The sequence below is a fragment of the Pseudomonas endophytica genome (assembly GCF_001411475.1).
In the GTDB taxonomy this organism is placed as follows: Bacteria; Pseudomonadota; Gammaproteobacteria; order Pseudomonadales; family Pseudomonadaceae; genus Aquipseudomonas; species Aquipseudomonas endophytica.
This window is the reverse complement of record NZ_LLWH01000010.1, coordinates 1-14745: the sequence shown is the minus strand read 5'-3', so window position 1 is coordinate 14745 and position 14745 is coordinate 1. Positions and strand designations below refer to the sequence as shown.

The window sequence follows — 14745 nt, the reverse complement described above, 5'->3', positions numbered from 1 at the left end:
ATGAGCCAAGCGGTTAATGATCATCATGTAAGGCAGTTGTGTACCGAGCTTGTAGTTCAGCTCAGCGTTTTTACCTTCGGCGCTGATGCCAAAAAACTTCGGTTTTTGTACCGAACTGGCCGAGAAGAAGGCGGCGTTGTCACTGCCTTTACGCATGGTCAGAGAGATAAAACCTTCTTCGGCCAATTCGTATTCGCGACGGTCAGACACCAACACTTCGGTAGGAATCTTGGTTTCGATTTCGCCCATGCTTTCAAAGTGGTGCAGTGGCAAGTCTTCAACCGCGCCGCCGCTTTGTGGGCCAATAATGTTCGGGCACCAGCGGAACTTGGCAAAGCTGTCGGTCAACTTGGACGCGAAGGTGTAGGCGGTGTTGCCCCACAGGTAATGCTCGTGGCTGTTGGCGACGGTTTCTTTGTAAACGAAAGATTTGACCGGATTTTCTTCCGGGTCGTACGGGTTGCGCAGCAAAAAGCGCGGCACGGTCAACGCCATATAGCGCGCATCTTCGGACTCGCGAAAGCTCTGCCATTTGGCAAATTGCGGACCAGAAAAGTGGTCTTTGAGGTCTTTAAGGTTAGGCATGCCCGTGAAGCTTTCGAGGCCGAAAAACTTCGGCCCGGCCGCCGCGATAAACGGAGCATGGGACATGCACGAAACGCTGGACACGTACTGCATCAGCTTCACGTCAGGGGAGCTTGGAGTCATGAAGTAGTTGGCGATAATTGCGCCAACCGGCTCACCACCGAACTGGCCGTATTCGGCGGTGTAAACATGCTTGTAGAGGCCAGATTGCATGACCTCGGGCGAATCTTCAAAGTCGTCCAGCAGGTCTTCTTTGGAGACGTTGAGAATTTCGATCTTGATGTTTTCACGGAAATTGGTGCGATCAACCAACAATTGCAGGCCACGCCAAGCGGACTCCAGCGACTGGAAGGCGGGGTGATGGAGGATTTCGTCCATCTGGTTGCTGAGCTTTGCATCTATCTCGGCAATCATGCGATCAACCAAGGCCTTTTTAACCGGCTCACCTTGGTTCTGTGGTTTCAACAGCTCTTCGATAAAAGCCGCGACGCCCCGCTTGGCAATGCCATAAGCATCGTCTTCAGGTGTCAGCCGGGTTTGCGCAATGATCTCGTCAAGAACGCTGTAAGAGGTGCTTTTATCGTCTTTCAGCTGTGCGGCGCTGGTGCTCATTGTGTCGCTTCCTTTACTGATGGGGGGCTTAAACGTCCGCTGCCGGAGCGACAAGCAGATCCAGTTCGCTCAGTACTCGAGCGCGTGAAACGTCGTCGGCCAGTACGCCTTCAATCGCCTTGCGAAAGCTCGGCGCGTTGCCCAGCGGACCTTTGAGCGCAACCAAGGCATCACGCAACTCCATCAGTTTTTTTAGTTCGGGGATTTGTTCAACCAGGCTCGTCGGGTTGAAGTCCTTCATGGCGTTGACGCGTAACGCAATTGCCAGCTCATCGGTGCTGTCTTCACCTTGCAGGCGATTAGGCACACTTAGGGCCAGTTTCAGCCCTTGCTTGGAAAGCACTTCATCGAACGTCATTTTGTCGATGGCGATCGGCTTACGGTCTTCAAGCTTTCGCTCGTCAAAACGATGGGTATAGTCACCCACCACCAACAGTTTCAAAGGCAGTTCAATCTCTTCTTGAGCCCCGCCAGTCGCTGGTTTGAACGTAATGTTGATACGTTCCTTGGGGGCTACCGAGCTTTCTTTGGCCATGACGTTTTTCCTTGCGTGTGTGTGGCCCTAAGGCCTATTCGAGTACCACTTCAAGATCGAGGTGGCACAACCTGCGATACATCTCATCCTTGCGCTCTCGCACTTCGTGGTTCTGCGGCAGTAGCTCGCAGCAGCGATGTAAAAGACGTAAAACTTCAAGCACCAAATCCGGCTCCCAGGTCTGTAAACCGGAGCGATGAAGGACCTCATCGAGCATTTCGAGCTGTGTTTTGGCGAGTTCGTACTTTTTGGCGTGAAAGCACAGCCGGGCGAGGGCCAACTGCCAAAAAAAACGTACCCGCTCACCGTAAGCGCTGTTTAACCCGCGCTTGATCAACTGCACGGAGGCTTTAAAACCGCTAACACGAAGCAGCTCTTGCGCTTCATCGAGGGCAAGGTCCCAAGCAGGTCGCTCAGTGCTGGCTTGGGCGGCTTCGGGCTCGCTTCGGGTCAGGTGGGGCAGTACATTGGCGTCGATCCAAGTACGGGTCTGAGGATCAGCGAAGGGAGCGCCATCACTGAAACGCAATTCGATCAGACCCGGCAGCCGTTGCAGGAGCAAGGCGAGATGAAGTTCGACCTCGTACATTGCCGACTCGGCTTTCAAGGCATTCAGGCACTCCCACACCATGCGCTGGCCATCAAACCAGAACGCTGATTTGGCGAGGTTGACTTCGAGTTCCACCACCAAATCGGCAAACTGCCCTTGATTGAAACGGCCCTGATAATTTTTGAGTTTGTCAGCGCAGACGCTGCGCAGTGGCGTGATCTGCTCGGCATTGCGCTCAGGCATGAAATCAATCGGCAGCCACGTGAGGGTGCGGTTTAGACGAAGAGCTCGCAGATCTGTGGCTTTTTGCTTTAACCACCAGCCGCACAGAGCGCGTGCGCTGTCTTGCTGCTGGCGCAGTGCTTTGTGAGCCTCTTTTTCGTTGTCGATGAGCGGCGTGGGGTCTATCAACTGAATCGCGACTTGCTTGACCTGCGCCACTGCGGCAGCGATCACCCCCGTCTCGGGCTGGCTAGCAACTGCGCGCTCCACCATGCGCGTCAGACGACGGCAAATTGGCAGTAGTAAAGGCACATCAGCGCCTAAATGTTTGGCCAGTGCGCACTCCAGCGCCAGCAACAGCTCAACCATGTGTTGAAAAAGCGGTAGCTGCTCTTTAATCGGTACGTTTTCGTTCAAAGCCCTATCAAGACGCCCTACCAGCCAACCAATTGCGGCGCCACGGGTGCGCAACTTAAGGGGGTGAATCTGCTCCCAATGCTCGGTGCACAGGTGATGCAATAACCCCAACCCCGCCAGCAACCCCGGAAACGATTCGCGCTGATAAAGCGCCCATGTCAGCCAGACACCTGCACGCAGGTCTTTGGACTGGTCGCGTAACATCGCTTCGCTTTGCTCATGCACCACATACCAGTCGATCTGATTATTTTCAGACATCGACTGCGATTTACCGATTTCACGCTCAAGGGCTTCGAACTGGCTGGAGAAGCGCACGTCATTGCCGGCAAAGCTGTCCTTAAAAACAGGGGCTTTAGCGAGCGCGACTAGACGGGCAAATAATTGGCTGGAATACGTCATTACGATGTGCAGCCCACCGCAGCGGGCATCGTAAACGTCTTAGGGGTGTTAAGTAGGAGGACCACTGAAAACTACCGATTCCATTCAAGTGGCGAGACGATAGGTGAATGGAAAAGAGAAAAATGTCAGACACTTCTTCAAGATAAAGAGAATTTTCCTCACATGTAAAAGCTTGTCGAAATCACTTCAGTTGACCGTAACAGAAACTTACATCAGCGCTGGAAAGGGCGGCATCCAATCAGACCGGCATCACACGCTCGCTTCAGGCCATGACGAAGTTAAAGTGCAAGCGCAGAGAACTCGTTCTTCTCGATAAGAGCAGAGGGGCTCCGAGCCAGAACCACGCCAGAGTTGCGTGGTTAATACGGTCGTCTGATTTGCCCCAATACCTGCTCTCTGCTAGTGTCAGCCGGTTTTAACGCCTACCGAGAATGCCGCCATGGCCCGCAAAAAAGCTTCCCTTGATTTCGAGCAGTCCCTCGCAGACTTGCAAACATTGGTCGAACGCCTTGAAAACGGCGAACTGTCACTGGAAGACTCTTTGACCGCCTTCGAGCAAGGCATTCGCCTGACCCGTGACTGCCAAGGCGCACTGGCGCAAGCCGAACAGAAAGTCCAAATTTTGCTTGAGCGTGATGGCGAGCTCGCGCCAGAGCCCTTTGATGCGGAACAGCCAGAATGATTGATGCCTACCAAACCAGCAGCCAAGCTCGCGTCAACGCGGCACTTGAGCGCTTGTTTGTCGCTCCGTCACCGGAGTTGGCCCGTCTGTACGAGGCCATGCGTTACAGCGTAATGAATGGTGGTAAACGTGTGCGGCCGCTGTTGGCTTATGCCGCTTGCCAAGCGCTGAGCGCCGCCCCCGAACAAGCGAATGGCGCTGCGTGCGCGGTGGAGCTGATCCACGCTTATTCGCTGGTTCACGATGATTTACCGGCCATGGACGATGATGATCTGCGCCGTGGGCAGCCCACGACCCATAAGGCGTTTGATGAAGCCTGCGCAATTTTGGCCGGCGACGGTCTGCAAAGCTTGGCTTTTACAGCTCTGCTCGACCCGGTGCTTAGCCCTTTAGATGCCGAAATACGCTTGCGTATGGTCAGTGGCTTGGCCCTCGCTGCTGGCCCTGCCGGAATGGTCGGCGGGCAAGCGATTGATCTGGGTTCGGTAGGGTTAAGACTGGATCAAACCGCGCTCGAATACATGCATCGTCACAAGACCGGCGCCCTGATTGAGGCCAGCGTCCAACTTGGCGCACTGGCCAGTGGCTGTGCAACTGATAAAGATCTGCAAGCATTGAACACGTATGCACGGGCCATTGGCTTGGCGTTTCAGGTTCAGGACGACATTCTTGATGTTGAAAGTGACACCGCGACTCTGGGCAAACGCCAAGGCGCAGACATTGCCCGCGATAAACCGACCTACCCGGCGCTGATGGGGCTAGAGCAGGCTAAAAGCTATGCCCTAGAGCTGCGTGACCAAGCGCTCACGGCACTGCGACCTTTTGATGCAGCGGCCGAACCCTTGCGAGAATTGGCGCGCTATATCGTTGATCGGCGCCACTAAATAGTTACAAGTGGTTATTTCGCACAGTGTTTAATGCCAAGGTCTGACTAACGAATGCCAGACTGCGTGGGCAGCTTACGTTCCATAAGGTAAACTGCCGCCTCTTTTATATACCTATAACGATTCGCCTGATGCCAACGACGTTTCAAGAGATTCCCCGCCAGCGCCCGACTACGCCCCTGCTCGACCGAGCGGGCACGCCTGTTGGCCTGCGCAGATTAGCCGAAGCCGAGCTGGAAACCCTGGCCGATGAATTGCGCCTGGAATTGCTCTATAGCGTTGGCCAGACAGGCGGGCACTTTGGTGCCGGGCTTGGGGTCATTGAGCTGACCATCGCGCTGCACTACGTTTTCGATACCCCGGATGACCGGTTGGTGTGGGACGTGGGGCATCAGGCGTATCCGCACAAAATACTCACCGGCCGTCGCGATCAAATGGCGACACTGCGCCAGAAAGACGGGATTGCGGCATTCCCACGCCGCTCCGAGAGTGAATACGACACCTTTGGTGTCGGCCATTCCAGCACCTCGATCAGCGCTGCGCTGGGCATGGCGATTGCCGCCCGTCAGCAAAACAGCGAGCGTAAGGCCATCGCGGTTATTGGCGACGGCGCGCTGACGGCGGGCATGGCCTTTGAGGCGTTGAATCACGCGCCCGAAGTCAATGCCAATATGTTGGTGATCCTTAACGACAACGACATGTCGATCTCGCGCAATGTCGGCGGTTTGTCCAATTACCTCGCCAAAATTCTTTCCAGCCGCACCTACGCCAGCATGCGTGAAGGCAGCAAAAAAGTGCTGTCACGTCTGCCAGGCGCTTGGGAAATTGCTCGTCGCACTGAAGAGTACGCCAAAGGTATGCTGGTGCCTGGCACCTTGTTCGAGGAGCTGGGCTGGAACTACATCGGCCCGATTGATGGCCACGACCTGCCGACCTTGATCGCCACACTGCGCAACATGCGTGACCTCAAGGGCCCGCAGTTCCTGCACGTCGTCACCAAAAAAGGCAAAGGCTTCGCTCCGGCTGAGGCAGACCCGATTGGCTACCATGCCATCACTAAGCTCGATCCGCTGGACGCGCCTAAAGTCGCTCCTAAAGTCGCCAGCGGGCCGAAGTACTCTGCCGTTTTTGGCGATTGGCTGTGTGACATGGCCGCGACTGACGAGCGTTTGGTCGGCATCACGCCTGCGATGAAAGAAGGCTCTGACCTAATCAAGTTCAGCGAGCAGTTTCCAGCGCGCTACTTCGATGTGGCGATTGCCGAGCAGCACGCTGTAACCTTTGCCGCTGGCATGGCCTGCGAAGGCGCCAAACCCGTGGTGGCGATTTATTCGACGTTCTTGCAGCGTGGCTACGACCAATTGGTGCATGACGTGGCGGTGCAAAATCTCGACGTTTTGTTTGCCATCGACCGCGCGGGCTTAGTGGGCGAAGACGGCCCTACTCACGCGGGCAGCTACGACCTGTCATATCTGCGTTGCATACCGGGTATGGTAATCATGACCCCGAGTGACGAAAACGAACTGCGTAAGATGCTCACCACCGGCCACCTGTACAACGGCCCGGCGGCCGTGCGTTACCCTCGCGGCACCGGCCCGAACGCGACCATCGAAAAGACCCTTGAGCCGTTGGAAATCGGCAAAGGGATCATTCGTCGCAACGGTAGCAACGTCGCGTTGCTGGTGTTTGGCGTGCAATTGGCAGAAGCCCTACGCGTTGCCGAAAAAATCGACGCCACTGTGGTCGACATGCGCTTTGTGAAGCCGATGGACGAAGCACTGGTTCGCGAAATGGCCAACAGCCATGAGCTACTGGTGACCCTCGAAGAGAACGCCATCATGGGCGGCGCAGGCGCGGCGGTCAGCGAGTTCCTGGCCCGTGAAAACATACTGAAATCGGTGCTGCACTTGGGCTTGCCGGACGTGTATGTCGAGCACGCCAAACCGAGCCAAATGCTGGCTGAGTGCGGGCTGGATGAAGCGGGCATTGAAGCGTCGGTTCGCCAGCGCATGCAATTGCTGGGGCTTTGAGCGAAGCGGACTACTGATGTAGGGGCGAGTTCGCGCCTACACACTGAGATTGCGATGAAACATCTGCGCACTGCCTTGCTACTCGGCTTGATCCCGGCCAGCCCTCTGCTGGCCGAGCCCCTGGAGCGCGAAGATGCACTCAAACTCCCGCAAACATTAATTACCGGCAATCGTCAGGTTGAAGCGCGCTCTGACAGCAGCAGCGCCAATACGGTATTCACCCGTAATGACATCGACCGCCTGCAACCCACCAGCCTGACCGACTTGTTGGGCCGGGTGCCGGGTGTGCAAGTGGTACGCAGCGGTGGGCGTGGCGCCCTGCCGGGGATTTACATTCGCGGCACAAAATCCGCGCAAAGCCTGGTGTTGGTCGACGGCCAGCGCATGGCCAATGCCACCTCGGCAGACAGCAACCTGCAGTATGTGAATATCGACCAGATTGAGCGCGTAGAAGTGTTGCGCGGCTCTCGCTCGGTGATCTACGGCAGCGACGCGATTGGCGGGGTGATTCAGATTTTCACCCGCCGCGGCGCCGATCAGTCGCCACGCCTTCGGTTGCACAGCGCGATGGGCAGCTATGGCAGCTCAGTAAACAGTCTCGGCGTGTTTGGGGGTGATGAGCAAACGCGCTACAACTTCAGCGCCAGCTTGGAGGATACGGCGGGCATAAATCGCACCCATGAGTCCTTCCCCAGCGACAACGATCATGATGCGTACCGCAATAAGTCCTTGAGCTTGAACGTCAGCCACACGCTGAGCCCCGACCTTGAAGTCGGCATGACGGCGATTAAAAGCACCGGCAAGACTGAACTGGACAACCCCTTTGGGCGCTGGGACCCGACGACGTTTGCCGTGAGCGGGCAACAGCTTTACAGCGATTTTGACATCAGCAGCGTGGGCAGTTTTGTCGACGCGCAATTGAGCGAACGCTGGAGTTCACGCTTGGAGCTGGGCCACAGCGAGAATCGAGAAAAGACTAAAGACAAGCTCAGTGCTGATGTGTCGAGTTTTAACACCTACCGCGATTCGTTGAACTGGCAAAACAACCTGACGTTGAATGAGCAAAATAGCCTGATGCTGGGGGCTGATGCTTACCAAGACCGCGTGCGCAGCAGTACCGTGTTTGACGAAGACAGCCGCTGGAATCATGCAGCGTTTGTGCAACACCGTTTTGATGGCGAGCGCTTTTCAACCGAGATCGGCCTGCGCCACGACCAAAACCAGCAATTCGGCGGTCATTCGACTTGGAGCGCCAGCCTGACCTTACCGCTCAATGTGAATAACGATGTGTTGTTGTCTTACAGCGAAGGATTCCGAGCGCCAACCTTCAATGATTTGTACTACCCGCTCTATAGCAACCCTAACCTCAAGCCCGAACACTCCAAAAGCTATGAGCTGCAATGGCGCAGCCAGTTGAGCGATAGCAGCCGACTGGAAACTTCGCTGTATCGCACCGATATTCGTGACGCCATTGTGGCCGACGCTGACTTCATCCCGCAGAACATCGGCGCAGCCCGAATCTTAGGCGTCGAAAGTGCGCTGCATCAGCAATGGTCTGGCTGGCAGAGCAATTTGAGTGTTGCGATGATTGACCCGCAAGACCGTGATACCGGCCATACCTTGAGCCGCCGGGCGCGCAGAACCTTAAGTTTGGATCTGGACAAGCAATTCGATCGTGTGGGCGTAGGCGCTACATGGCAAGCGGTGAGCCGCAGCTTTAATGACGAAGCGAACAAGCAACCGCTGGGCGGCTATGGGGTGTTGGGCCTGCGCGCAAACTGGGTGCCCAGCTCGCAAGTCCGGCTCGACTTGAAGGTCGACAATGTGTTGGACAAGACATTTACCCGCGCGCTCTACAGTTATGACGGCAACTACTACGGCTATCGCGAAGAGCGGCGCAGTGTGCAGGTCGCAGTAACGTGGACGCCTGCTTTTTAGGAAGATCAAAAGATCGCAGCCTTCGGCAGCTCCTACGAAAAACAGGTCAACTGTTTGGTCTAAAGCGCCTCGAACGCCCTGTAGGAGCTGCCGCAGGCTGCGATCTTTTTGAAAATAAAAAGATCGCGAGCAAGCTCGCTCCTACAAGCCTTCGGCGGTTTTCAGTTGTTCACACAATCTGCCGGTCGCGTCCAGCATCTGCCCGCTCGGGCGCTCCAGACCTTTGTCGCTCAATAACACTAAGCGCCCATGTTTGACCGCATCCAGTTGCGGCCAAGCTTTCCAAGCATCCAGTTGTGTCTGTGTAGCGGCGATGATGACTTGAGGGTCACGCTGCAACACCGACTCAAGGCTGACTTGCGGAGCGGGGAGCTTGAGGTCGGCAAACACGTTGCTCGCCCCGCACACGGCTAACGCGTCGCTGATAATCTGCCCGCCACCCACGGTGTACAGCGGCTGATCCCAGACTTGGTAAAACACCCGCAGGGGATTGTCGCGGTGGTATTGGGTTTGCAGTTCAGCTAAACGTGTACGCAACTGTTCGGCCAGCACTTGCCCTCGTTCCGGTCGCCCCAAGGCCACGCCCAAGGATTGGACTTGGTTAACCAGTTGCGCAAGGCTTGCAGGCTCTGCGATGTAGGTCGGGATGTTGAGACGGCGCAGTTGCTCACGCTGGGCGATGCCGACACTGCCGGGCCAGAGCAAGATCAGGTCGGGTTTTAGGCTGACTAAGCGCTCCATGTTCAATTGGCCATAGCGCCCGACAGAAGGCACGTCAGCCAATTCGGGAGAAGACTCACCGGCATCAAGGCGGCCGACCAGCAGGTCAGTCGCCCCTAACTCAACCACCATTTCAGACAAGGACGGCGCCAGGCTGATCACTCGGCTGGCGGCCATGCTCGGCAGGCCCAAGGCCAGCAACCCGAGTGCCAGCCAGATGCGCATCAATCGAGCTCTGAGCAGGTCGTCACGCTGGGTCCGTCTCGCCTTGGTGCTGATTGCCCATCATGTGCCCGAGTTTGTTGGCCTTGGTCGCCAAGTACAGCTTGTTGTGAGGGTTGTGCCCGGTGTGCAGTGGCACACGCTCAGCCACAGTGATGTTCATGTCGGTCAGGGCTTTGACCTTGCGCGGGTTGTTGGTCATCAGACGCAGTGATTTAACACCTAGGTGTTCCAGCATCGGCAGACAGATTGCGTAGTCACGCTGATCGGCGGCAAACCCCAGACGCTCGTTGGCTTCGACCGTATCGGCACCGCCGTCTTGCAGTTCATAAGCACGGACTTTGTTCAATAAACCAATGCCGCGGCCTTCTTGGCGCAAATACAACAAGACGCCACGGCCTTCACGGGCGATGGCCTGCAAGGCAGCTTCGAGTTGCGAACCGCAGTCACAGCGCTGGCTGAACAGGGCATCGCCGGTCAGGCATTCAGAATGCACCCGGCCCAATACCGGAGCGCCATCCGCCACGTCGCCCAAACTGAGCACTACGTGTTCACGGCCCGTGGCCTGCTCTAAAAAGCCATGCATGGTGAATTCGGCAAAGGGGGTAGGCAGCTTGCAAGCAGCAACGAAAACGACGGGCACCGTGTGCTCCTGATCAGTTTGTGGACTGTAAATTCGCAAAGGCGGCATTGTAACAGGAGGTTCCTGCACACGCTTAGGCTGAATTATCGGAGATAAAGATCAAAAAGTTAGATGGCTTAAACCGCGTGGCAGCCGCCCTGGGTCACGATCTTTTATTTTAGGAGCAGAGCGCCATAGATCAAAAGCTCGCGCCTACCGAACAGGGGCAGTATTAGGCGTGAAAATGCTGGTAGCCGCGCTGGTCGGGAGTGATGTCTTGGCCCGCCTCATCAAGCAGGTAAACACCCAGCCCTTCAATCACGCGCCCTACAACGTAGATAGTCCAGCCTGCGGCGAGCAAAGCGGGCAACTCAGCGCCAGGCAAAGTAAACGCCAGCACGTAATCGTCACCTCCGCTCAACGCCGCGCGTTGCGCATCGGCTTTACCCAGAAACGTTTGCAAGGCTAGCGACATCGGCAGCCGGTGGTTGTCGATCTGCAAGCCCACCTTGGACGCCCGCGCAATATGCCCGCAGTCCGCGAGCAGACCATCCGAAATGTCCAGTGCCGAAGTGGCTTTGCCACGCAGTGCTTGGCCCAGCGCCAATTGCGGCGTGGGCGACCAGTAATGCGCCAGCAGCGGTTGGGCGATGTCCGGAGTGGTGCTGCGTTGGTTCAACACCAGCGGTAAAGCACCCGCGGCGTTGCCCAGTTCTGCGCCAACACACACTAGGTCACCGGGGCGCGCACCGCTGCGGCTCAAGGCTAGCCCTTTGGGCACGCGCCCAAATACAGTTAACGTGAGGCTCAGCGGGCCGCGCGTGGTGTCCCCCCCGACTAAGCGCAAATCGCAAGCCTGAGCCATGAGGTTCAAGCCACGCGCAAACGCTTCGAGCCAGCCGGCTTCGACGGTCGGCAGAGTGAGAGCCAAGGTAAAGGCGAGCGGTGTCGCGCCCATGGCCGCCAGATCACTGGCCGCCACGGCCAGCGCACGCTGACCGAGCAAGAATGGGTCGCAGGGATCTGCGAAGTGCACCCCAGCGACGAGGGTGTCGGTAGAGATCGCCATCTGTTCCCCGAAGGGAACATCCAGCAAGGCACAGTCGTCACCGATCCCTAAAGCAACGCCTACGCCGCCTTGCGCACAGGGCGCGGCAGCGAAGAAGTTGCGGATAAGTTCAAACTCGCCCATAGCCAACAGCGCAGATTAGCGCTTGAAAGCCTTAACTTCAGCTTCACGCAGGCGTGGCGCCAGTTTGTCCAGAACACCGTTGACGAACTTGTGACCGTCAGTGGAGCCGAACACTTTTGCCAGTTCGATGCCTTCGTTGATAACAACGCGGTAAGGCACGTCAACACGCTTGATCAGTTCCCAAGTGGACAGGCGCAGAACCGCCAGCTCAACTGGGTCTAGCTCTTCAATGGTGATATCCAAGCACGGCGCGAGGGCCGCATCGATCTCGCTGCGACTGGCAGGCACGCCATGCAGAATTTCGCGGAAGTAAGCACCATCAACGTCAGTGAAGTCGTTATCCACGCGAAACTGCGCTTCGATCTCGTTCAGCGACTGCTTGGCCATGTGCAATTGATACAGCGCTTGAGTCGCGAGTTGACGTGCTTCGCGACGCTTTGCACTTTTAGAGGGCTTGCCAGCATCCGCAGGTTTAGGATCGCGCGGGTTGAAACGATCGCTTTCGTCGGAAATCACTTGGCCTCCAACGCTGCCAGCAGGCTGACCATTTCTAAGGCGGACAACGCAGCTTCAGCACCTTTGTTACCCGCTTTGGTGCCGGAACGCTCGATGGCTTGCTCGATCGAATCAACGGTCAGCACGCCGAATGCAACCGGTACGCCGAACTCCATGGACACCTGAGCCAAACCTTTGGTGCACTCGCCCGCAACGTATTCAAAGTGCGGAGTGCCGCCACGAATGACAGCGCCCAGCGCGATGATGGCGGCGAATTCGTTGCGTTGAGCAACTTTTTGCGCAACCAGCGGGATCTCGAACGCACCCGGCGCACGGATGAGGGTGATGTCGCTTTCGTTCACACCGTGGCGAACCAAGGCATCAACAGCGCCACTCACCAGGCTTTCGACGACGAAGCTGTTGAAGCGGCCAACTACCAATGCGTAGCGACCTTTGGGGGCGATGAAGGTACCTTCGATGGTCTTCAGGGTCATTCGGTTTGTCTCGTATTAAAGAGCCAGAACGCACTGACGTGCGCTCTTTGAGGATATAGGGCCACGAATGGATGACTAGAAATGTCCGGTCATTATTCGGAGGGCACGTATTCTACAACTTCCAGATCGAAACCGGATATGGCATTGAACTTCATTGGTGAACTCATGAGGCGCATTTTGCGTACGCCCAAGTCACGCAAGATCTGCGAACCGGCACCGACGATACTGTAAGTGGTCTGTTTTTTGACCGGCGCGGCATCAGCGGTTTCGCGAATGTGTGCCAGTAATACATCACCATCTAATGGGTGGCCCAACAACAGCACCACACCACTGCCCGCCTCTGCCACCGCCGTCATCGCGGCGCGTAGGCTCCAGCGACCGGGCTGTTTGACCAGTAGCAAGTCACGTAGCGGGTCCATGTTGTGCACCCGCACCAGCGTTGGTTCTTCTGCGCACACCTTGCCCAAGGTCAGTGCCATGTGCACATCGCCTTCGACAGAATCACGATAGGTCACCAAATTGAATTGGCCCAGTTCGCTGTCCAATGGCTGCTCGGCAATCCGCTGAACGGTACGTTCGTGGATCATCCGATAATGGATCAGGTCAGCAATGGTGCCGATTTTGATCCCGTGTTCGGCGGCAAATGCTTCAAGCTCGGGGCGGCGGGCCATGGTGCCGTCGTCATTCATCACTTCGCAAATCACCCCACTTGGCTCAAAACCCGCCATGCGTGCTAGGTCGCATGCCGCCTCAGTGTGGCCAGCACGGGCCAGCGTGCCGCCCGCTTGTGCCATCAGCGGGAAGATATGACCGGGGCTGACGATGTCTTCGGCCTTGGCGTCTTTTGCAGCCGCCGCTTGCACGGTGCGAGCACGATCAGCCGCAGAGATACCGGTGGTAACGCCGGTTGCGGCCTCGATCGACACGGTGAATTTGGTGCCAAAGCCGGAACCATTGCGCGGCGCCATCAACGGCAACTTGAGCGTTTCGCAGCGCTCACGGCTCATCGGCATGCAGATCAAGCCACGAGCGAAACGCGCCATGAAATTGATGTGCTGGGCCTCGCAGCACTCGGCCGCCATGATCAAGTCGCCTTCGTTTTCTCGGTCTTCGTCATCCATCAGGATGACCATCTTGCCTTGGCGGATGTCTTCAACCAGTTCTTCGATGCTGTTGAGCGCCACGCGGCACCCCCTTAATTCAGGATTTTAGGTAGCCGTTTTCGGCCAGAAAACTTTCGCTGATGCCGCCTGCGATGGGCTCGGCGGCTTTTTCGCCCAGCAGCAGACGCTCTAGGTAGCGCGCCAGCAAGTCGACTTCGAGGTTTACCCGGCGGCCCGGACGGTAGTCGTCCATGATGGTTTCGCTCAGGGTGTGCGGGATGATGGTCAGAGAGAACTCAGCGCCATTGACAGAGTTGACCGTCAAGCTGGTGCCGTCGACGGTGATCGAGCCTTTGTGGGCGATGTACTTGGCCAGTTCTTTTGGCGCGCGGATACGAAACTCAATGGCACGAGCGTTTTCTTCGCGGGCAACCACTTCGCCTACACCATCAACATGCCCGCTGACCAAGTGGCCGCCCAGACGTGTGGTCGGGGTCAGGGCTTTTTCTAGGTTGACCCGGCTGCCGCTTTTCAAGTCGTTGAACGCGGTGCAATCGAGCGTCTCGCGGCTAACATCTGCCACAAAGCCGTTGCCTGGTAGCTCAACCGCAGTCAGGCATACGCCATTGATCGCGATGCTATCGCCAAGTTTGACGTCGCTCAGGTCGAGCTTGCCGGTCTCTACAGAGACCCGCACATCGCCACCTTTGGGGGTCAGTGCGCGGATGTGGCCGATGGATTCGATGATGCCGGTAAACATGGGTGTTCCCCTTGAGAACAAAACCTGCGAAAACGAAGGCTGAGAATTATACGCTTGCGGGCGAGACAGGTATGGCGGTGACTCGCCAGTCATCCCCTACCGCACGCATTTCAGTGATTTTGAGCAACGGCGCTTCGCTCATGTGGGTCAACGGCAGCTCAAGCAATGGCCGGGCGGTAGACCCCAAAAACTTGGCCGCGATAAAGATCTGGTATTCAGCCACCAAGCCTTGCTCGGCAAAAGCACCCGCCAAACGCGGGCCCGCCTCTACCAAAACCTCGTT

Annotated in this window: 15 protein-coding genes; 4 read left to right on the top strand and 11 right to left on the bottom strand. The window is 56.9% G+C overall.

Going from position 1 to position 14745, the window contains the following annotated elements:
- From tssC to tssA, 3 genes are all read right to left on the bottom strand, one after another.
- Window positions 1-1197 (bottom strand): type VI secretion system contractile sheath large subunit (tssC, locus tag AQS70_RS01885; protein ID WP_055101245.1); only part of this gene is annotated, 1197 nt, incomplete at its 3' end.
- A gap of 28 nt (window positions 1198-1225) precedes the next feature.
- On the bottom strand, window positions 1226-1732 hold the full coding sequence (tssB, locus tag AQS70_RS01880) for a type VI secretion system contractile sheath small subunit (RefSeq protein WP_055101244.1): 507 nt from the start codon (window positions 1730-1732) through the stop codon (window positions 1226-1228).
- 34 nt (window positions 1733-1766) lie between these two features.
- Complete coding sequence (gene tssA, locus AQS70_RS01875; protein WP_055101243.1) at window positions 1767-3320, bottom strand: type VI secretion system protein TssA; 1554 nt, start codon at window positions 3318-3320, stop codon at window positions 1767-1769.
- Between the two features lie 439 nt (window positions 3321-3759).
- Between tssA and AQS70_RS01870 the strand changes: the two genes are divergently transcribed.
- From AQS70_RS01870 to AQS70_RS01855, 4 genes are all read left to right on the top strand, one after another.
- Window positions 3760-4002, top strand: coding sequence for an exodeoxyribonuclease VII small subunit (locus AQS70_RS01870; RefSeq protein WP_055101242.1), 243 nt, complete (start codon window positions 3760-3762; stop codon window positions 4000-4002).
- On the top strand, window positions 3999-4886 hold the full coding sequence (gene ispA / locus AQS70_RS01865; RefSeq protein WP_055101241.1) for a (2E,6E)-farnesyl diphosphate synthase: 888 nt from the start codon (window positions 3999-4001) through the stop codon (window positions 4884-4886). The genes AQS70_RS01870 and ispA overlap by 4 nt, the downstream gene beginning before the upstream one ends.
- Window positions 4887-5017: 131 nt before the next feature.
- Window positions 5018-6916 carry a 1-deoxy-D-xylulose-5-phosphate synthase gene (gene dxs, locus AQS70_RS01860; protein WP_055101240.1) on the top strand — a complete coding sequence of 633 codons (1899 nt, stop codon included), beginning with the start codon at window positions 5018-5020 and terminating at the stop codon, window positions 6914-6916.
- A 54-nt stretch (window positions 6917-6970) separates the two neighbouring features.
- Window positions 6971-8854: a TonB-dependent receptor domain-containing protein gene (locus AQS70_RS01855; protein WP_055101239.1), complete on the top strand. Its 1884-nt coding sequence runs from the start codon at window positions 6971-6973 to the stop codon at window positions 8852-8854.
- 141 nt (window positions 8855-8995) lie between these two features.
- On the opposite strand, the gene AQS70_RS01850 is transcribed toward AQS70_RS01855, so the two are convergent.
- From AQS70_RS01850 to AQS70_RS01815, 8 genes are all read right to left on the bottom strand, one after another.
- On the bottom strand, window positions 8996-9799 hold the full coding sequence (locus AQS70_RS01850) for a cobalamin-binding protein (RefSeq protein WP_055101238.1): 804 nt from the start codon (window positions 9797-9799) through the stop codon (window positions 8996-8998).
- Between the two features lie 22 nt (window positions 9800-9821).
- A complete protein-coding gene (ribA, locus tag AQS70_RS01845; RefSeq protein ID WP_055101246.1) occupies window positions 9822-10439 on the bottom strand; it encodes a GTP cyclohydrolase II in 618 nt (205 codons plus the stop codon).
- Window positions 10440-10650: 211 nt separating this feature from the next.
- Window positions 10651-11610 carry a thiamine-phosphate kinase gene (gene thiL / locus AQS70_RS01840; RefSeq protein ID WP_055101237.1) on the bottom strand — a complete coding sequence of 320 codons (960 nt, stop codon included), beginning with the start codon at window positions 11608-11610 and terminating at the stop codon, window positions 10651-10653.
- A gap of 15 nt (window positions 11611-11625) precedes the next feature.
- Window positions 11626-12126 (bottom strand): transcription antitermination factor NusB, encoded by a 501-nt coding sequence (nusB, locus tag AQS70_RS01835; RefSeq protein ID WP_055101236.1) that lies wholly within the window; start codon window positions 12124-12126, stop codon window positions 11626-11628.
- Window positions 12123-12599 (bottom strand): 6,7-dimethyl-8-ribityllumazine synthase, encoded by a 477-nt coding sequence (gene ribH / locus AQS70_RS01830; RefSeq protein WP_055101235.1) that lies wholly within the window; start codon window positions 12597-12599, stop codon window positions 12123-12125. The genes nusB and ribH overlap by 4 nt, the downstream gene beginning before the upstream one ends.
- Window positions 12600-12691: 92 nt before the next feature.
- Entirely contained in the window at window positions 12692-13783 is a 1092-nt protein-coding gene (gene ribBA, locus AQS70_RS01825) for a bifunctional 3,4-dihydroxy-2-butanone-4-phosphate synthase/GTP cyclohydrolase II (RefSeq protein ID WP_055101234.1), read from the bottom strand.
- A 16-nt stretch (window positions 13784-13799) separates the two neighbouring features.
- Window positions 13800-14462 (bottom strand): riboflavin synthase, encoded by a 663-nt coding sequence (locus AQS70_RS01820; protein ID WP_055101233.1) that lies wholly within the window; start codon window positions 14460-14462, stop codon window positions 13800-13802.
- Window positions 14463-14508: 46 nt separating this feature from the next.
- Window positions 14509-14745, bottom strand: a 237-nt coding sequence (locus AQS70_RS01815; protein ID WP_187331762.1) for a RibD family protein, incomplete at its 5' end; no start/stop codon positions are given.